We start from the raw sequence: 18,033 nt of genomic DNA, 5'->3' as shown, positions 1-18,033 counted from the left end.
GCTGCCGGATCAGATGCGTTCGTCCGCGTCGGGGCCGGCGGCCCACAAGGCGTTGATCGACAACCCGATTCGCTCCAGCATGCCGCGCAGCAGGGGCAGGCTGAGCCCGATGACGTTCGAGGGATGGCCCTCGATCCGGTCGATGAACCAGCCGCCCAGGCCGTCCAGGGTGAACCCGCCCGCGACCCCCAGCGGCTCGCCGCTGGCGACGTAGGCGCTCAGATCGGCGTCGGTCGGATTGCCGAAATGTACTGTGGTACAGCCTGATTGGACTTCGCTGTGGGTGACGGCGCCGTCGACCAGCCGCAGCAGGCAGTGTCCGGTGTGCAGCTGTCCGGACCGGCCGCGCATCAGGTGCCACTGGCGCACGGCGGCGTCCGCCGACCCGGGCTTGCCGCAGAGTCGGCCGTCCAGGTAGAGCATCGAATCACAGCCGATGACAACGCAATCCGCCGCGACGCCGGGGTCCAGCTCGCCGGCCACCTGCGCGGCCTTGGCTCTGGCGAGCGCGCAGACGACCTCGTCCGGCGGGGCCTGGGGCCCCAGTTCTTCGATGAGGCGATCCTCGTCGACGCCGGAGACCGCGACCAGGGGATCGATGCCGGCCTGGCGCAGCACGGTGCGGCGGCCGGTGGAGGCCGACCCGAGTACGACCCGGGTCAATGCTTCATGTGCGCGATTTGCTGCATCGTGAGCCGCTGGTAATTCGACATCGAGAACCGCAGCCTGTCGACCGGAAGGCCCCAGCGGGTGCGCTCGGTGGGCGGCTGCGGGGGCATGCCCCCGGTGGCACCCAGCACCACGATGAGCGCGGCCAGCTCGGCGTCGGTGGGCTGTCCCTTGACTACCTGGATCCGCGGCTCGTGCGGCTGCGGGGTCTCGTCGGCCGTGGTGGCCTCGTCGCTCGTCGCGTCGTCGCTCATAGCGGGATGTTCCCGTGCTTCTTCGGCGGCAGGTGGGAGATCTTGCGTTCCAGCAGGCGCAGCGCGGTGGCGATGTAGCCGCGGGTGTGCGAGGGCGGGATCACCGCGTCCACGTAACCGCGCTCGGCGGCGACGTACGGGTTGACCAGCGTGTCCTCGTACTCCTGCTGCAGCTGCAGCCGCAGCTCGTCGACGTCCTTGCCCTCCTTGGCGGCCTCCTTGAGCTGCTGGCGGTAGACGAACCCGACCGCACCGGAGGCGCCCATGACCGCGATCTGCGCGGTCGGCCAGGCGATGTTGACGTCGCAGCCCATGTCCTTGGAGCCCATGACGCAGTAGGCGCCGCCGTAGGCCTTGCGGGTGATGACGGTGATCTTCGGGACGGTGGCCTCGCCGTAGGCGAACAGCAGCTTGGCGCCGCGGCGGATGATGCCGTTGTATTCCTGGCCGGTTCCCGGTAGGAAGCCCGGAACGTCCACCAGCATGATGATCGGGATGTTGAAGCAGTCGCAGGTCCGCACGAACCGCGCCGCCTTCTCCGAGGCGTTGATGTCCAGGCAGCCGGCGAACTGGGTCGGCTGGTTGGCCACGATCCCGACCGGCCGACCTTCGATGCGGCCGAACCCGACGACGATGTTCTGCGCGTAACCGCCCTGGACTTCCAGGAATTCGTCGTCGTCGAGGATGCGGGTGATCACCTCGTGCATGTCGTACGGCTGGTTGGGCGAGTCCGGGATCAGCGTGTCCAGCTCGAGGTCCTCGTCGGTGAGGTTGTCCTCGATGGCGCCGGGCGGATGCGGCTCGGCGTAGCGCGGCGGATCGGTGAAGTTATTCGGCGGCAGGTAGCCCAGCAGGTCGCGGACCCAGTCGAAGGCGTCCTGTTCGCCGGAGGCGACGTAGTGCAGGGTGCCCGACTTGGCCATGTGCGTGTGCGCGCCGCCGAGCTCTTCCATCGTGACGTCCTCGCCGGTGACGGTCTTGATGACGTCGGGTCCGGTGATGAACATCTGGCTGGTCTGGTCGACCATGATGACGAAGTCGGTCAGCGCGGGGGAGTAGACGTGCCCACCGGCGGCGGCACCCATGATCAGCGAGATCTGCGGGATGACGCCCGAGGCCAGGATGTTGTTGCGGAAGATGCGGCTGTACAGGCCCAGCGAGACGACACCCTCCTGGATGCGCGCGCCCGCGCCGTCGTTGATGCCGATCAGGGGGCGGCCGGTCTTGATGGCCAGCTCCTGGATCTTGACGATCTTCTCGCCGTACACCTCGCCGAGGCTGCCGCCGAACACGGTGGCGTCCTGGCTGAAGATGCACACGTCGCGGCCGTCGATGGTGCCGTAGCCGGTGATCACACCGTCGCCGAGCGGGCGGTTGTGCTCCAGCCCGAAGTTCTTGCTGCGGTGCTTGGCCAGCGCGTCGAGCTCGACGAACGAGTCCTCGTCGAGCAGGGCGAGGATGCGCTCGCGGGCGGTCAGCTTGCCCTTGGCGTGCACCTTCTCGACGGCCTCTTCACCGACCGGGTGCAGGGCCTCTTCGCGGCGCTTGTGCAGCTCGGCCAGCTTGCCCGCGGTGGTGTGGATGTCGATGGTGTGCTCGGCGGCGGGTTCCGCAGTGTGGTCCGTAACGCTCGTCATGGCAGCGATGTTATCGGCAGCCCTGTCGGTCCCCCTTAAGCAGCCCTTAAATATTCGTCGGCGATTTGCGAATATAAACAGATGTTGAGTTTTGGTCGTCGGGATCGTAGGTTGCAGGAGTGACTTCCGCAGACCCGTCGGCCCGGGAACAAATGGTGTTCATGCCGTCTCGCCCGCTGGAACCGGGCGACCGATACGGCGTGCTGAGCGGGTTCGATCCGGGCACGCGGACCCTGCCGGCGGGATTTCGGCTCGCGCCCGCGTTCCGGGAGCTGCCGGTCGACATCGTGCTGGAGAAGGACGTGGCGGTCACCATGCGCGACGGCGTCACCACCTACGTCGACATCCTGCGACCGGTGGGTGCCGAGAAGGTGCCGGTCATCGTGGCGTGGAGCCCCTACGGCAAGGGGGAGGGCAGCGCCCCGGCCGCGATGGGGGTGTTCGGGCTGGTCGGCCTGGCCAACGACATCGTGTCGGGCCTGCACAAGTTCGAGGGACCCGACCCGGCCTACTGGTGCGCGCGGGGCTACGCGATCTGCAACCCGGACGTTCGGGGGGTGTCCGACTGCGAGGGCGACAGCGTCCTGTGGGATCGCCAGGAGGGCCAGGACTGCTACGACCTGATCGAATGGCTGGCCGCCCAGGACTGGTGCACCGGCAAGGTCGCGATGAGCGGCACCTCCTACCTCGCGGTCGCGCAGTGGTTCGCCGCCGCCGAACAACCGCCGCACCTGGCGGCGGTCAACCCCTGGGAAGGCGTCAGCGACACCTACCGCGATCTGGTGCTGCGCGGCGGCATGCCCGACACCGGGTTCGCCAGGCAGCTCCGCGACAACAGCTACTGGGGCAAGGGCCGCAAGGAGGACATCCTCGCCGAGGCCGAGCGTTACCCGCTCGTCAATGACCTGTGGCGCAACAAGATTCCGCGCGTGGAGCGGATCACCGTGCCGGCGTATGTCGTGGCCAGTTATTCCAACTCGCTGCACACGGCCGGCACCTTTCGCGCCTGGCGCCGCATCGGGTCGAAGCAGAAGTGGCTGCGCATCCACAACAGCCAGGAGTGGCCGGACTACTACGACGAGGCGAACACCGACGACCTGCGGCGATTCTTCGACCACTTCCTCCGGGGCGACGACAACGGCTGGGAGCGGACTCCGCGCGTGCGGTACGCGCTGCTCGACCTCGAGGGCGGCGACCGGGTCAATCTGCCCGCGCAGCAGTTCCCCCCGGCCGATGTCACCTACACGAAGTACTACCTGGACGGCGCCTCGCGAACGCTGGGCACCGAGCCGCCGGCGCAGGCGTCGACCGCGGCTTACGACACGCAGGCCAACCCGAACTTCGTCTCATTCCTGGTCCGTTTCGGCGAGCAGACCACGATGGTCGGCTATCCGAAGGCGCGGCTGTGGGTCGAAGCGACGGGCGCCGACGACATGGACCTGTTCGTCTTCGTCCAGAAGCTCGATCGGCACGGGACGCCGCTGCAGCAGTTCACCGTGCCCAATCACGGCGCGCGGGTCCACGACGTCACCGAACGGGGGGCATCGATCCTGCGGTACAAGGGTTCCGACGGTCGCCTGCGCGTGTCGATGCGGCACCTGGACGAGACGCAATCGACGGACGAAGTGCCCGCCCACAGCTTCGACCGGGTCCAGAAGCTGACTCCCGGCGAGGTGGTCGACGTCGAAATCGATTTGCTGCCAGTCGGTCTCGTCTTCTACCCCGGCGAACAGCTTCGGCTCGTCGTCAGCGCGCAGAACCTGTTCGGCACCTGGATGCCCGGGCTGCGCGAATACTCGCCGCGCAACACCGGACAACACGTCGTCCATACCGGGGGATCGCGCGCCTCGTATCTGCAACTGCCGATCCAGCCGGCCGGATGACAACCGCGCGCCGCGGCCGGCGGCCGGGGGCGAGCACCACCCGGCAGGCCATTCTGGATGCGGCCCGCGCCAGGTTCGCCGCCGACGGCTATGCCGGCACGACGATCAGGCGGGTCGCCGCCGACGCCGGGGTCGACGCGTCGCTGGTGATGCAGTTCTTCCGGTCGAAGGACGAGCTGTTCGGCGCGGTCATGTCGATCACCCCGGAAGCGTTGGCGCGCTTGGGATCCGCGTTCGAGGGTCCCGACGAACACCTCGGGGAGCGAGTCGTCCGCGCCTTTCTCGACGTGTGGGAGGGCGATCCGCGCGACTCCGAGCCGTTGATGGCGATGCTGCGTGGCGCGATCGTCAACGAGCAGGCGGGTGAGCAGCTGCGCGCGTTCATCCAGGCGCGGCTGCTCGACGGCATCCGCTCGCGACCCGGCGACCCCGACGATGCGGCGTTGCGTGCCGGTCTGGCGTCGTCGATGTTGGTGGGTATCGTCGTCGGACGACGAATCGTGGGAGTTCGGATCCTCGCGGAAGCGGACAGCGAAACGCTGATCGCGCGGCTGGCGCCGGCGATTCACCACGTATTGACGGCAGCGCAGGAGTAGCGATGGTCGACTGGGCGCAGGAGTGCGACGTACTGGTTGCCGGATCGGGCGGGGGCGGCGTCACCGGCGCCTACACCGCGGCCCGCGAGGGCCTCGAGGTGCTGCTGGTCGAGGCGACCGACAAATTCGGCGGCACCACCGCGTACTCCGGCGGCGGTGGCGTCTGGTTCCCGTGCAACCCGGTGCTGATCCGCGCCGGCATGGACGACGACACCATCGAGGACGCGCTCACCTACTACCGCGCCGTCGTCGGCGACCGCACCCCGCGCGAACTGCAGGAGACCTTCGTCCGCGGTGGCGCGCCGCTGATCGAGTACCTGGAAGCCGATTCGACCATCAAATTCGTGCCGCTGCCCTGGCCCGACTACTACGGCAAGGCGCCCAAGGCGCGGCTGGACGGCCAGCGCCACATCGCGGCAAAGCCGTTGGCGGTGGCCGCCGCTCCCGAATTCCGCGACGCCATCCGCGGGCCGCTGGACACCGACCGGCTCGGCGCCGAGACGCCTCCCGACTACTACCTCGGGGGCCGCGCCCTGATCGCGCGTTTCCTCAAGGCGATCGGGCAGTACCCGACTGCGTCGCTGCAGCGTGAGACGGAACTCGTCGAGCTGGTGGTGTCCGACGGTCCAGAAAGACGGGTGACGGGCGCGATCGTCGAGACCGGCGGGCAGCGCCGGGCGATCCGCACCCGCCGTGGCGTGCTGCTGGCCGCCGGTGGCTTCGAGGCCAACGACGAGCTGCGACAGCGCTACGGCGTCCCCGGCGTATCGCGAGACACCATGGGCGGCCCGGGAAGTCGCGGCCTGGCGCTGCAGGCCGGTATCGCCGCGGGCGCCGACACCGACCTGCTGGACCAGGCGTGGTGGTCGCCGGGCATGACCCACCCCGACGGGCGCTCGGCGTTCGCGCTGTGGTTCACCGGCGGCATCTTCGTCAACCAGGACGGCAACCGGTTCGTCAACGAGTCGCGGGCCTACGACCGGGCCGGCCGCGAGATCATCGCGCAGCTGCAGGACGGCTCAATGTCGTTGCCGTACTGGATGATCTACGACGACAAAGAGGGCGAGGTGCCGCCGGTCAAGGCGGCCAATGTCAGTATCGTCGAGACGGAGAAGTACGTCGCCGCCGGCCTGTGGCATACCGCGGACACCCTGGAGGAGCTGGCCGCCAAGATCGGGATACCGGGCGAGCATCTGGCGGCAACGGTGTTGCGGTTCAACGGTTTTGCAGCCTCAGGCGTCGACGAGGACTTCGGCCGCGGCGACGAGGCCTTCGATCGGGCGTTCTCGGCGGGCGCCTCGCCGCTGGTGGCCATCGCCCGCCCGCCGTATCACGCCGCGGCATTCGGCATCTCCGACCTGGGTACCAAGGGCGGCCTGCGCACCGACACCGCGGCGCGGGTGCTCGACGCGTCCGGTGATCCCATCGGCGGCCTGTACGCGGCGGGCAACACGATGGCCGCGCCCAGCGGCACGGCGTATCCGGGCGGGGGCAACCCGATCGGAACCAGCATGCTGTTCAGCCATTTGGCCGCTATGGACATGCGCGACCGTCGGCCCTGAGTTCTAGGCTGGGTCCGGTGACAGACTCCGACCAACTCAGGACGCCACTGGACGCCGCCGCACTGCGCGCCGAGTTGATCGGCACCGGGCTGGGCTGGCGAAAGCTCGACATCGTCGAGCAAACCGGTTCCACCAACGCCGATTTGCTGGCCCGCGCGGCCGAGGGAGAAGACATCGCCGGGGCCGTGCTCATCGCCGAGCATCAGACCGCCGGTCGCGGGCGGCACGGCCGCGGCTGGTCGGCCTCGCCGCGCGCGCAGATCACCATGTCGGTCGGGGTCAGCGTGGTCGACGTGCCGACCGAGGGATGGGGCTGGCTGTCGCTGGCCACCGGGGTGGCGGTCGTCGACGCGCTGGCCCCGTTGCTGGACGGGGTCGGAGTCCGGGCCGGCCTGAAATGGCCCAACGACGTGCTGGCCGGGCCGGCGGATTCGCGGGGCAAGCTGGCGGGCATTCTCGCCGAGGTCACCCGGCCGGTGGTGGTAATCGGCTTGGGGCTCAACGTAACTCAGGCACCCGGGGAGGTCGACGGGTCCGGGGCTAATCCGCCCACGTCGCTGCTGGACCTTGGGGTGAGCGCGCCGGACCGCGGCCAGCTGGTCAGCCGGCTGTTGCGCGAGCTCGGGGGGCGCTTCCTCGCGTGGCGGGCCGCACGCGGGGCGGACTGGCAGCTGGCGGCCGACTACCGGGAGCGCAGCCTGACGATCGGTGCCCGGGTGCGCGCGCAGTTGCCCGGCGGCAAGGAAGTGGTCGGAACTGCGACCGCCATCGACGACCAGGGCAGGTTGTGTCTGGAGGCCGGCGCCGAGACCGTCGTGGTTTCCGCGGGTGACGTTATTCATCTGCGGGGCTAATGTCTCGACCATGGGCTATCCGGACAACGCGTTGGCCGCCGGCGAGCAGGTCGTCATTCATCGCCACCCGCACTGGAAGCGGCTGATCTGGCCCGTCGTGGGGTTCATCGTCGTGACCGGACTGGCGGCGTTCGGGTCCGGCTACCTCAACTCCACGCACTGGGAGCAGGTCGCCAAGAACATCCTCTACGCCGTCATCTGGGGAATCTGGCTGGTGATCGTCGGCTGGCTGACCCTGTGGCCGTTTTTGACCTGGCTGACCACCCACTTCGTGGTCACCAACCGGCGGGTGATGTTTCGGCACGGAGTGCTGACCCGCAGCGGCATCGACATCCCGCTGGCGCGGATCAACAGCGTGGAATTCCGGGACCGGCTGACCGAGCGCGCGTTTCGCACCGGGACGCTGATTATCGAGTCGGCGTCACAAGATCCGTTGGAGTTTCACGACATTCCGCGACTGCGCGAGGTGCACTCGCTGCTGTATCACGAAGTCTTCGACACCCTGGGTTCCGAGGAATCGCCGAGCTGACTCGACCGGCTGGTCCGGTTCCGCCAGACGCGCAACAGGGTGACGTTCTCGTTCAGCAAGCCACCCTCGATTTCGTCCTCGAAGACTTCGGCGATACCGCCTGCGGTAAGCGCGGTTTCGGCGGACTCCAGGGCCTTGTCGGGGTCGCGGGCGAACTGGTCGGGAAACACCCAGCGCCGAAATGCCCAGAACCGGAACGCCATCTGCAGCAGGTTGCCGATGACGTAGGCGGAAACGAAGTCCGCGATGTTCTCCACGGTCAGCGAGACCATCGGCACCCGTAGCCCGAAGACGTAGCTGGAGACCCACAGCGGCGCCATGGACAGCAGCACCCCGACCCCACTGAAGGCGAAGAACAGCAGCGCCTCGTGATGGCGCTCGCGCCCGCCCCGGCCGCGGAAGCTCCACTCCCGGTTCAGCACGTAGGACGCGATCACCGCGACAATTCCCGCGATCACCTTGGCCGTCACCGGCTTGGGCTCGAGAATCGTCAGTTTCAGCGTGTAGAAAATTGCCGAGTCGATGACAAATGTGGTGCCGCCAACGATGGCGAATTTGATGAATTCATGATGGCGCTGCGCAAAGGGCTGAAGGACCCCGGGCAAACGCTCGATCGTGGCATCGGCGAAGGACACAAGACGTGAGTGTACGGACGGACGCGAAAACGACGCAAAATGGTACATAACAATTGCATGTCATCGCCGGTCAACACGCCATGACACGATGATGCCCGTGCCGAGTAGACGTAGCCCATCTCCTGCTCCCGTCGTTGCGATGGTCGGTGGCGGCCAGCTGGCCCGGATGACGCACCAGGCGGCGATCGCGCTGGGCCAGACGCTGCGGGTGCTGGCCACCGCCGCCGACGAGCCCGCCGCGCAGGTGGCGCCCGACGTGGTGATCGGCTCGCACACCGACCTGGACGACCTGCGCCGGGTCGCGGCCGGGGCCGACGCGCTGACGTTCGACCACGAGCACGTCCCCAACGAGCTGCTGGAGAAGCTGGTCGCCGAGGGCGTCAATGTGGCCCCGCCGCCGCAGGCGTTGTTGCACGCCCAGGACAAGCTCGTGATGCGGCGCCGGCTCGAGGCGCTGGGCGCACCGGTGCCCCGCTACGCCGACATTCAGAACCTCGACCAGCTGGAAGCGTTCGCGGCGCGGGTGGGCGGCCCCGTGGTCGTCAAGGCGGTCCGCGGTGGCTACGACGGGCGCGGGGTCCGGATGGCCCGCGACCCATCGCACGCCCGTGAGATCGCGGCGGACTTTCTGGCCGATGGGGTGCCGGTGATGGCAGAGGAGCAGGTGGACCTGCGCCGCGAGCTGTCGGCCCTGGTGGCGCGGTCGCCGTTCGGCCAGGGCGCCGCGTGGCCGGTGGTGGAGACCGTGCAGCGGGACGGGATCTGCGTGCAGGTCATCGCGCCCGCCCCGGAGCTCACCCACGATTCGGCCGCGGGTGCCCAGCAGTTGGCGTTGCGGCTGGCCGCCGAGCTCGGCGTGGTCGGTGTGCTCGCGGTCGAGCTGTTCGAGATCCGCGACGGCACCCTGCTGGTCAACGAGCTCGCGATGCGGCCGCACAACTCCGGGCACTGGACCATGGACGGGGCCCGCACCAGCCAGTTCGAGCAGCACCTGCGCGCGGTGCTGGACTATCCGCTGGGCGACACCGACGCCATCGTGCCGATCACGGTGATGGCCAACGTGCTCGGCGGCTCGCGGCAGCCGGAGATGACGCTCGACGAGCGGCTGCACCACCTGTACGCGCGGATGCCCGACGCGCGGGTGCACCTATACGGCAAGGCCGAGCGCCCCGGGCGCAAAATCGGGCACATCAACTTCCTGGGCACCGATTCGGACCTGAAGAACCCCGGGAAGCTGCGTGAGCGCGCCGAGCTGGCGGCACACTGGTTGTCGGATGGGCAGTGGACGGACGGATGGGATCCACATGGCTAAACAGCCTCGCGTCGGGGTGATCATGGGCAGCGACAGCGACTGGTCGGTGATGGCCGACGCCGCCGCCGCGCTGGCCGAGTTCGACATCCCGGCGGAGGTGCGCGTGGTCTCGGCGCACCGGACGCCCGACGTGATGTTCGACTACGCGCGCAGCGCGGCCGACCGTGGCCTCGAGGTGATCATCGCCGGGGCCGGCGGCGCGGCCCACCTGCCCGGAATGGTGGCGTCCGCGACGCCGCTGCCGGTGATTGGCGTGCCCGTGCCGCTGGCCCGGCTGGACGGACTGGACTCGTTGCTGTCGATCGTGCAGATGCCCGCCGGGGTCCCGGTGGCCACCGTCTCGATCGGCGGCGCACGCAATGCCGGCCTGCTGGCCGTCCGGATGCTGGCCTCGTCCGACGCCGCGCTGCGGGCCAGGGTCGTGGCATTCCAGGAGGGGCTGGCCGAGAGCGTGCGGGCCAAGGATGCGGCCCTACAGGAGCGCCAGGGTAAAGTTACCGGCCAGTAGCCGGCGACGGCGCGGGCCGTGTCGGCCCGAAGAGGAGCCGGCGGAGTTCGGCGGAGTGCTAGGAGGCTGACATGGCCGGATGGGCCGGAAACCCCACGTTTGATGTGTTCAAGCTGCCCGAGGAACACGACGAATTGCGGGCCGCGATTCGGGCGCTGGCCGAAAAGGAAATCGCGCCCCACGCCGCCGAGGTGGACGAGAAGTCGCGGTTCCCGCAGGAGGCGCTGGACGCGCTGAACGCCTCGGGCTTCAACGCCGTGCACGTGCCGGAGGAGTACGGCGGGCAGGGCGCGGACTCCGTGGCCGCCTGCATCGTCATCGAAGAGGTAGCCCGCGTCGACGCCTCCGCGTCGCTGATCCCCGCCGTGAACAAGCTGGGCACCATGGGCCTGATCCTGCGCGGCTCCGACGAGCTGAAGAAGCAGGTGCTGCCGCAGATCGCCGACGGGACCGCGATGGCGTCCTACGCGCTGAGCGAGCGGGAGGCCGGCAGCGACGCGGCGGCGATGAAGACCCGCGCCAAAGCCGACGGCGACGACTGGATCCTCAACGGCGCCAAGTGCTGGATCACCAACGGCGGCAAGTCGAGCTGGTACACCGTGATGGCGGTGACCGACCCCGACAAGGGCGCCAACGGCATCTCGTCGTTCATGGTGCACGTCGACGACGAGGGCTTCACCGTCGGGCCGAAGGAGAAAAAGCTCGGCATCAAGGGTTCGCCCACCACCGAGCTGTACTTCGAGAACTGTCGGATCCCCGGCGACCGGATCATCGGCGAGCCGGGCACCGGCTTCAAGACGGCGCTGGCCACGCTCGACCACACCCGCCCGACCATCGGGGCCCAGGCTGTGGGCATCGCCCAGGGCGCCGTGGACGCCGCCATCGCCTACACCAAGGACCGCAAGCAGTTCGCGCAGTCGATCAGCACCTTCCAGGGCGTGCAGTTCATGCTCGCCGACATGGCCATGAAGGTCGAGGCCGCGCGGCTGATGGTCTACAGCGCGGCGGCCCGGGCCGAGCGCGGCGAGGGCGACCTGGGGTTCATCTCGGCGGCGTCCAAGTGCTTTGCCTCCGACGTCGCGATGGAGGTCACCACCGATGCCGTGCAGCTGTTCGGCGGCGCCGGCTACACCATCGACTTCCCCGTCGAGCGGATGATGCGCGACGCCAAGATCACCCAGATCTACGAGGGCACCAATCAGATTCAGCGCGTGGTGATGTCGCGGGCGCTGTTGCGCTGACGGTAGCTTTGACGCACCGGGTGGCAAAACAGGCTGACCGCCCCGTTTAAGATCGGCCTTTGCATACCGCGGCCAGGGTGAGAGGTGAAGGACGTGGCTTCACGTGCACACCCGCTCGGACTCGATGCCGGTGCGTAGCCCCGTGACGTCGGTGGCCAACCGGCAGACATTGTCGTTGCTGTTGGTCGAAGACGACCGGGCCGACGCGATCTTGGTGGAGGAGCTGATCGCCGAGGCGGTCGACGACATCCGCATGGTGTGGGCGCCGTCGATCGCGGTGGCCGAACGCGAGCTGGAATCGCTGCGGCCCGACTGCGTGCTGCTGGACCTGAACCTGCCGGACGCCAGCGGCATGGACGCGCTGGACCGCATCGCCAAATACGACGTGACCGTCCCGATCGTCGTGCTGACCGGCCTCAACGACGAATACTTCGGGGCCTCCGCGGTGGCCGCCGGGGCGCAGGACTATCTGGTCAAGGGCCGGGTCGAACCCGAAATGCTGCGGCGCGCAGTGCTTTACGCGATCGAGCGCAAGCGGGTCGAGCTCATCGCCGCGGACCTGCACACGAGCCAGTTGCGTGCCCGCGAGAACGCGCTGCTGGAACGCGGGTTGCTGCCCTCGCCGCTGCTGCTGGACAATCCGGGCGTCGAGATCGTCGCCCGGTACCGGCCCAGCCGGGTGGACGCGCTGCTGTGCGGTGACTTCTACGACGTCGTGCAGACGCCGGACCGGGTGCTGCACGTCCTGATCGGTGACGTCGCCGGGCACGGACCCGACGAGGCGGCTCTGGGCGCGGCGCTGCGAATCGCTTGGCGCGCACTCACTTTCGCCGATGTGCGCGGCGCCGAATCGATGCGCCAGCTCGAGCGGCTGCTGCACGCCGAACGGACCGCCACCGGGATCTTCGCGACCGTGCTCAGCCTGGAGATTCCGCCGGACAGCGCGGTCATCACGGGAATCCGCGCCGGCCACCCGGGAATGCTGCGGCAGGACGCGACGACCGTAGAATGGATCGAGCCGCCCGCCGGCCCGGCGTTGGGCCTGCGCGCCGGCGGCTGGCCGCAATTCGAGATGGAATTGCCGGTGGGGCAGGGGCTGATGTTGCTCACCGACGGGCTGTTCGAGGGCTACTGCGGGCCGGGTAACGAGCGTCTCGGGGAGGACGGCTTGCTTGCACTGGCTCGATCACACGCGGACCTGTCCGGTCCGGCGTTCGTCGACGCGCTGATCGACGGCGCCGAGGAACTCGCCCAGCCCCGCGGCGGTCTCACCGACGACATCGCGGTGGTGCGGGTGGAGCGGACCGCGTGAGCGCCGACTCGCATCCGCTCTGGCGTGCCCGGCTCACGGTCCGGGGCTGGCTGGCCCTGGTGCTGATCCTGATGGGGGTCCTGGTCCTGGCGGGGGCGGTGGTGGGCGCGGCGCTGCTGCATCGCACCGACACGGTGTCGCGCGAGCTGAGCGACCAGATTCAGCCGGCGCGGGCGGCATCCCTCCAGCTACAGGCCGCGCTGCGCGACCAGGAGACCGGGGTCCGGGGTTACCTGCTCGCCGCCGACCGGCAGTTCCTGACGCCCTACTACGACGGACAACAGGCCGAACACGCTGCGGCCGAGGACATTCGGCGCCTCGTCGGTGGCCGCCCCGAGCTGATCGCCGACCTGGACGCAATCGAGCGGGCGGCCGGGTCGTGGCGGTCCAGCTACGCCGAACCACTCATCACGAGCGTCACGCCCAACGCCCCCAGCGTCGTCAACGGCGCGATCGCCGACCGCGGCAAATACGAATTCGACCAGCTGCGTGGGCTTTTCGACACCCAGAACGCGGACTTCGGCACGGCATCCAGCCACGCCGACACTCAACTGAAGAACATCGACACGTGGCGCGACCGGACGCTGGGCGCGATTGTGCTGCTGTTCTTCGGCATGGCTATTCTGCTGGGCTTTTTGACCAGGGCCGCGATCACCGTGCCGCTATCCAGGCTGGCCGAATCCTGCCGGCGGATCACCGACGGCAACTTCGGGGAGACCATCACGCCGCCCCAGCGGCCCAAGGACATTCGCGACATGGCGATCGACGTCGAGAACATGCGGCAGAGCGTGGTGGCGGCGCTGGAGGCGTCGCGGGAGGCGGAGGCCCGGCTCGACGAGCAGGCCGTCGATTTGCGGCGTTCCAACGCCGAGCTCGAGCAGTTCGCCTATGTCGCGTCGCACGACCTACAGGAACCCCTGCGTAAGGTCGCCTCGTTCTGCCAGCTGCTCGAAAAGCGCTACGGCGACCAGCTCGACGAGCGCGGCATCGAGTACATCGGCTTTGCGGTCGACGGGGCCAAGCGCATGCAGGTGCTCATCAACGACCTGCTCAGCTTCTCCCGGGTGGGGCGGATCGGCACCAAGGAAATAGAGGTCGACCTGGACGCCACGCTGGATGCCGCGATCGCCAACCTTGCCGTCGCCATCGAGGAGACCGGCGCAGAGGTGGTGCGCCCGGATTCGCTGCCCTGCATCGTCGGGGATCCCACGCTGCTGACGATGTTGTGGCAGAACCTGATCGGCAATGCGATAAAGTTCCGCCACAAGGAACGCACACCGCGGATCGTGATCGACTGCGAACGCGCCGACGACGACGCCAACTGGCTGCTGACGTTGTCGGACAACGGCATCGGCATCGCCGAGGAATTCACCGACAAGGTCTTCGTCATCTTTCAGCGGCTGCACGGCCGCGAGGTGTATCCCGGAACCGGCGTCGGCCTGGCGCTGGTGAAGAAGATCGTCGAGTACCACGACGGGACCGTGCGCATCGATCCGACCTACACCGACGGCACCAAATTCGAGTTCACGCTGCCGGCCGCGGTCGACACCGAACAGCAAACCGCCCTGGAAGGAGCGCATTAAATGACACCAGCCGGACGGCCGATCGAGATCCTGCTCGTCGAAGACGATCCGGGTGATGAGCTGATCACGCGAGAAGCTTTGGAGCACAACAAGTTCCAGAATAACTTGCACGTCGCCCACGATGGCGAGGAGGGCCTGAACTTCCTCTATCGGCGCGGTGGGTTCGAGGACGCGCCGCGGCCCGACCTGATCCTGCTCGACCTCAATCTGCCCAAATACGACGGCCGGCAGCTACTCGAGAAGGTCAAGTCCGACGCCGAGCTGTCCCGCATTCCGATCGTCGTGTTGACCACCTCCTCGGCCGAGGAGGACATCGTGCGCAGCTACAAGCTGCACGCCAACGCGTACGTCTCCAAGCCCGTCGACCTCGACCAGTTCATCAACGCGGTGCGCCAGATCGACGAGTTCTTCCTCCAGGTCGTGCGCCTGCCCGGAGGGTGAACGCGGTCAACGAGATTCGGAGTGCCGGCGGGCGAACCAGGTGATCAGCCGGCCGACGATGATGAGCAGCAACACGAAAACGATCAGCAGGAACGCCGCATCGTAGGACAGGTTGCGCGCCGCCTTCGACGGCAGGTTGTAGAACGTCCAGATCGGGTAGGTCAGGTAGCCGACCGGTGAGTCGGTGAGCTTTCCGGTGGGCGCCGAATTCGACCACCCCGCCGTGTACAGCATCGGCGCCGTCTCGCCGACGGCCAGCGCGAGTGCGACCAGTAGGCCGGTGACGATTCCGGGGATGGCCGACTTGAGCACGATCTTGCGCAGGGTCCACCCCAACGGCAGCCCGAGCGCCTCGGCCCCCTCCCGGTAGGACGTCGGCACCTGGGACAGCGCGGATTCGGTGGCCTTGGCGATGTACGGAATGCTCATCGCCGACAGCGTCAGCACGCCGGCCGCCAGCGAAAATCCCCAGTGGAACGTGACCACCAGGGCCAGGTATCCGACGTAGCCCAGCACGATGGACGGGATGCCGGACAGCACCTCATAGGCGCCGCGCAGAATCGATCGCGTTCTGCCGCCGGCGAATTCGGACAGATAGATTCCGGTCAACACGCTCACGGTCCCACCCACCAGCATCACCCCGACGCCGACGACCACGGTGCCGATGATCGCGTTGCGCAGGCCGCCGCCGTTGCCGCGGGTGTCGGTGAACAGCACGCGCCAGTGGAACACCGGCAGGGCGCGGCCGACGACTTCGATCAACATCCACAGCGTGGGCACGACCACCACCGCCAAGCAGCACACGCAGCCGGCCCAGAACAGCGCGTTGACGACCTTGCGCCTGGTTGCGCTCACTTCACACCCCCCGGCCCACGGGTAGTGCCGTGCCCGACACCCTGCGCACCAGTGCGCGGGCCGCCACGTTGGTCAGCAGCGTGATCACCATCAGTACCAGGGAGACCTCGGCGAGGGTCTTCACCGCAAAGTCCGTGAAGTCGGTCATCGCCGAATCCAATTGCGACACAACGGTTGCGGCGATGGTGGTCATCGTCGAATAGATGTTGGTGGGCATTGCGCCCAGCACCGCGCCCGACACCATGGCCACGGCCATCGTCTCGCCAAGCGCGCGGCCCAGCCCGAGCACCACGGCGCCGACGATGCCGCTGGACACCCACGGCAGCGTGACCCGTCGCGCGCACTCCCAGTCCGTCATGCCCAGCGCGACCGCACCCTCGCGGGGCAGCACCGGGACCTGTCGGATCAGGTCGCGGGTGGTGCTGGCGATGATGGGGATGACCATCACCGCCAGCACCAGGCCCGAGATCAACAGGCCCTCGCCGTTGCCGGTGCTGCCGCGGAAGTAGTCGAGCACCGGCACGTCGGGTGCGTTGCGCGCGATCACCGGGGCGACCTGGTGGGCGATGAACGGCCCGAATGTCATTGCGCCCCAGAGGCCGACGATGACGCTCGGGATGCCCGCGAGCAGTTCGAGGACCATCCCGATCGCGGACGCGAGATGCCTGGGCAGCCGCTCGACGATCACCAGCGCCGCGCCGATGGAGACCGGCACGGCGATGATCAACGCGATCGCCGAGCTGGCCAGGGTCCCGACGATCATCGGCAACGCCCCGTAGTTGGCGCCGATCGGATGCTGGACGCCGTGCGTGACGACGGCGTCGCCATAGGTGTTGCCCGGGTTCCAATCGGTTGCGGTGAAAAAGTGCCAACCGTTGACCTTGATCGCGGGCAGCGCCTCGAGGAGCAGCGTCGCCAGCACGAACGCGAGCACGAGCAGCGGTATCACCGCGCCCACCGCGCCGAGCGAACGAACGGCGAAACCCGCGCGGGTCGCGCCGCGAATCCGGTCCAGTGCGCGTTGCACTTCTACTGGGCGCTGATCTTGGCGATCTGGGCGTCCGACAACTTCACCACCGGGGCCGGCAGCGGTTGGAAGTGAACCTTGTCCAGGAAGGTGGGGGCGTTGCCGTCGGTGATCGCCCAGTGCAGGAAGGCCTGCACGGTCTGGGCGGTGGCGGCGTCCTTCTGGCCGCTGTTGACGATGGCGTACTCGTAGTTGACGATCGGGTATCCGTCGGCGGCCGGCCCGTTGATCAGCGAGACCGCCTGGTTGGCCGGTGTCGACGACGCGAAGCCCGCGGCCTCGGCCTGGATGCTCTGCGCGTCAGGCATCAGGTACTTGCCGGAGGCATTCGCCAGCTGTGCCTCGCCGAGGCCTTTTTGCTGGGCCTGGTCGAGGAAGCTGATGCCGATGTAGGCCACGCAGCCCGGGGTGTCCGCACAGCCGGTCACCATGCCGCCGTTGCCGTTTTCACCCAGCGCGCCGGGCACCGCCGGGAACGCCACGGTGGTGCCGAAGGCGGGCGACTTGCCCCAGCCGTCGGGGTCCTGCTTGGACAGGTACTGGGTGAACAGGAAGGTGTCGCCGGACCCGTCGGAGCGGTGCAGCGGCACGACGGGGGTGGCGGGCAGATTCACCCCGGGGTTGAGGGCGGCGACCTGTGGGTCGTTCCAGGTCTTGATCGAGCCGTTGTACATGCCGGCCAGCACCTTGCCGTTGAGCTTGACGTGGTCGGTGACGCCGGGGAGGTTGTAGTTGATCTGCTGCGCCGAGATCGCCAACGCGATGTTCATCAGCCCCTTGTGCTGGGCCATGTCGCCGTCGGACAGGTAGGCGTCGGAGGCGCCGATGTTGACCGCCCCTGCCGCGGCCTGGGAGATGCCGGTCCCCGAACCGGTGCCCTGCGGAGTGATCGTGACGTTCGAATACTTGTCGTGATAGGCCGGGCCCCACAGGTTGAACAACGGGTACAGCAGCGTGCTGCCGGTCTCTGACAGCGTCACCGGTGAGGTCGCCGGGGCGGTCGCGACCGGGCCCCCGCCGGCCCCGGGGGTCGACGAACTGTTCGACGAGTTCGAACCGCAGGCGGCGGCGGCCAAAACCAATGGCGCAGTAGCCGCCAGGGCCAAGAATTTCTCCAAACGAGTTTTCACGGTCT

The 18,033-nt window shown here is 68.2% G+C and carries 18 protein-coding genes; 11 read left to right on the top strand and 7 right to left on the bottom strand.

Going from position 1 to position 18,033, the window contains the following annotated elements; translation table 11 throughout:
* Positions 1-9: 9 nt before the first annotated feature.
* From MRAB57_RS02055 to MRAB57_RS02045, 3 genes are read right to left on the bottom strand one after another with little or no spacing between them, the layout of a single operon-like run.
* Positions 10-663, bottom strand: coding sequence for a Maf family protein (locus tag MRAB57_RS02055; protein ID WP_077086075.1), 654 nt, complete (start codon positions 661-663; stop codon positions 10-12).
* On the bottom strand, positions 660-923 hold the full coding sequence (locus MRAB57_RS02050) for an acyl-CoA carboxylase subunit epsilon (RefSeq protein ID WP_077086074.1): 264 nt from the start codon (positions 921-923) through the stop codon (positions 660-662). Before MRAB57_RS02050 ends, MRAB57_RS02055 begins: the two co-directional genes overlap by 4 nt.
* Positions 920-2,560 (bottom strand): acyl-CoA carboxylase subunit beta, encoded by a 1,641-nt coding sequence (locus tag MRAB57_RS02045; RefSeq protein WP_077086073.1) that lies wholly within the window; start codon positions 2,558-2,560, stop codon positions 920-922. Before MRAB57_RS02045 ends, MRAB57_RS02050 begins: the two co-directional genes overlap by 4 nt.
* 119 nt (positions 2,561-2,679) lie before the next feature.
* Here MRAB57_RS02045 and MRAB57_RS02040 point away from each other — a divergent pair, with 119 nt between their 5' ends.
* The 5 genes from MRAB57_RS02040 to MRAB57_RS02020 are packed head-to-tail and all read left to right on the top strand — an operon-like array spanning position 2,680 to position 7,984.
* Positions 2,680-4,443 (top strand): CocE/NonD family hydrolase, encoded by a 1,764-nt coding sequence (locus tag MRAB57_RS02040; RefSeq protein WP_216823723.1) that lies wholly within the window; start codon positions 2,680-2,682, stop codon positions 4,441-4,443.
* Positions 4,440-5,039, top strand: coding sequence for a TetR/AcrR family transcriptional regulator (locus tag MRAB57_RS02035; RefSeq protein ID WP_077086071.1), 600 nt, complete (start codon positions 4,440-4,442; stop codon positions 5,037-5,039). Before MRAB57_RS02040 ends, MRAB57_RS02035 begins: the two co-directional genes overlap by 4 nt.
* A 2-nt stretch (positions 5,040-5,041) precedes the next feature.
* Positions 5,042-6,601: an FAD-binding protein gene (locus tag MRAB57_RS02030; RefSeq protein WP_077086070.1), complete on the top strand. Its 1,560-nt coding sequence runs from the start codon at positions 5,042-5,044 to the stop codon at positions 6,599-6,601.
* 17 nt (positions 6,602-6,618) lie between these two features.
* Positions 6,619-7,455, top strand: coding sequence for a biotin--[acetyl-CoA-carboxylase] ligase (locus MRAB57_RS02025; RefSeq protein WP_077086069.1), 837 nt, complete (start codon positions 6,619-6,621; stop codon positions 7,453-7,455).
* 10 nt (positions 7,456-7,465) lie between these two features.
* Positions 7,466-7,984, top strand: a complete 519-nt coding sequence (locus tag MRAB57_RS02020) for a PH domain-containing protein (protein WP_077086068.1) — start codon at positions 7,466-7,468, stop codon at positions 7,982-7,984.
* On the opposite strand, the gene MRAB57_RS02015 is transcribed toward MRAB57_RS02020, so the two are convergent.
* Entirely contained in the window at positions 7,939-8,619 is a 681-nt protein-coding gene (locus MRAB57_RS02015) for a GtrA family protein (RefSeq protein WP_077086067.1), read from the bottom strand. The genes MRAB57_RS02020 and MRAB57_RS02015 overlap by 46 nt on opposite strands.
* Before the next feature lie 88 nt (positions 8,620-8,707).
* Between MRAB57_RS02015 and MRAB57_RS02010 the strand changes: the two genes are divergently transcribed.
* From MRAB57_RS02010 to MRAB57_RS01985, 6 genes are all read left to right on the top strand, one after another.
* On the top strand, positions 8,708-9,931 hold the full coding sequence (locus MRAB57_RS02010) for a 5-(carboxyamino)imidazole ribonucleotide synthase (RefSeq protein WP_077086066.1): 1,224 nt from the start codon (positions 8,708-8,710) through the stop codon (positions 9,929-9,931).
* Entirely contained in the window at positions 9,924-10,439 is a 516-nt protein-coding gene (purE, locus tag MRAB57_RS02005; protein WP_077086065.1) for a 5-(carboxyamino)imidazole ribonucleotide mutase, read from the top strand. The genes MRAB57_RS02010 and purE overlap by 8 nt, the downstream gene beginning before the upstream one ends.
* A gap of 71 nt (positions 10,440-10,510) precedes the next feature.
* Entirely contained in the window at positions 10,511-11,680 is a 1,170-nt protein-coding gene (locus MRAB57_RS02000; protein WP_077086064.1) for an acyl-CoA dehydrogenase, read from the top strand.
* Between the two features lie 124 nt (positions 11,681-11,804).
* The gene (locus tag MRAB57_RS01995; protein WP_077090336.1) at positions 11,805-12,992 is read left to right on the top strand and encodes a PP2C family protein-serine/threonine phosphatase; all 1,188 of its coding nucleotides are present in this window, start codon (positions 11,805-11,807) and stop codon (positions 12,990-12,992) included.
* A 71-nt stretch (positions 12,993-13,063) separates the two neighbouring features.
* Entirely contained in the window at positions 13,064-14,575 is a 1,512-nt protein-coding gene (locus MRAB57_RS01990) for a sensor histidine kinase (protein ID WP_083743571.1), read from the top strand.
* The gene (locus MRAB57_RS01985) at positions 14,576-15,016 is read left to right on the top strand and encodes a response regulator (protein WP_077086062.1); all 441 of its coding nucleotides are present in this window, start codon (positions 14,576-14,578) and stop codon (positions 15,014-15,016) included.
* Positions 15,017-15,022: 6 nt separating this feature from the next.
* Here the strand turns inward: MRAB57_RS01985 and pstA are convergent, their stop codons facing one another.
* From pstA to pstS, 3 genes are read right to left on the bottom strand one after another with little or no spacing between them, the layout of a single operon-like run.
* The gene (pstA, locus tag MRAB57_RS01980; protein WP_077086061.1) at positions 15,023-15,871 is read right to left on the bottom strand and encodes a phosphate ABC transporter permease PstA; all 849 of its coding nucleotides are present in this window, start codon (positions 15,869-15,871) and stop codon (positions 15,023-15,025) included.
* Between the two features lies 1 nt (position 15,872).
* Entirely contained in the window at positions 15,873-16,886 is a 1,014-nt protein-coding gene (gene pstC, locus MRAB57_RS01975) for a phosphate ABC transporter permease subunit PstC (RefSeq protein ID WP_077090335.1), read from the bottom strand.
* A gap of 14 nt (positions 16,887-16,900) precedes the next feature.
* Positions 16,901-18,028: a phosphate ABC transporter substrate-binding protein PstS gene (gene pstS / locus MRAB57_RS01970; protein ID WP_077086060.1), complete on the bottom strand. Its 1,128-nt coding sequence runs from the start codon at positions 18,026-18,028 to the stop codon at positions 16,901-16,903.
* Positions 18,029-18,033: the final 5 nt, after the last annotated feature.

This window comes from Mycobacterium rhizamassiliense, assembly GCF_900157375.1.
In the GTDB taxonomy this organism is placed as follows: domain Bacteria; phylum Actinomycetota; class Actinomycetes; order Mycobacteriales; family Mycobacteriaceae; genus Mycobacterium; species Mycobacterium rhizamassiliense.
Note: the sequence above shows the minus strand (reverse complement) of the source record. Positions and strands in the feature narration are given on the sequence as shown.

Coding starts and splice junctions, on each gene's coding strand:
- purE (WP_077086065.1), top strand. CDS start 9,924: ATGGCTAAACAGCCTCGCGTCGGGGTGATCATGGGCAGCGACAGCGAC.
- MRAB57_RS02020 (WP_077086068.1), top strand. CDS start 7,466: ATGGGCTATCCGGACAACGCGTTGGCCGCCGGCGAGCAGGTCGTCATT.
- MRAB57_RS01995 (WP_077090336.1), top strand. CDS start 11,805: ATGCCGGTGCGTAGCCCCGTGACGTCGGTGGCCAACCGGCAGACATTG.
- MRAB57_RS02010 (WP_077086066.1), top strand. CDS start 8,708: ATGATGCCCGTGCCGAGTAGACGTAGCCCATCTCCTGCTCCCGTCGTT.
- MRAB57_RS01985 (WP_077086062.1), top strand. CDS start 14,576: ATGACACCAGCCGGACGGCCGATCGAGATCCTGCTCGTCGAAGACGAT.
- MRAB57_RS02035 (WP_077086071.1), top strand. CDS start 4,440: ATGACAACCGCGCGCCGCGGCCGGCGGCCGGGGGCGAGCACCACCCGG.
- MRAB57_RS02050 (WP_077086074.1), bottom strand. CDS start 923: ATGAGCGACGACGCGACGAGCGACGAGGCCACCACGGCCGACGAGACC.
- MRAB57_RS01990 (WP_083743571.1), top strand. CDS start 13,064: ATGGGGGTCCTGGTCCTGGCGGGGGCGGTGGTGGGCGCGGCGCTGCTG.
- MRAB57_RS02030 (WP_077086070.1), top strand. CDS start 5,042: ATGGTCGACTGGGCGCAGGAGTGCGACGTACTGGTTGCCGGATCGGGC.
- MRAB57_RS02045 (WP_077086073.1), bottom strand. CDS start 2,560: ATGACGAGCGTTACGGACCACACTGCGGAACCCGCCGCCGAGCACACC.
- MRAB57_RS02000 (WP_077086064.1), top strand. CDS start 10,511: ATGGCCGGATGGGCCGGAAACCCCACGTTTGATGTGTTCAAGCTGCCC.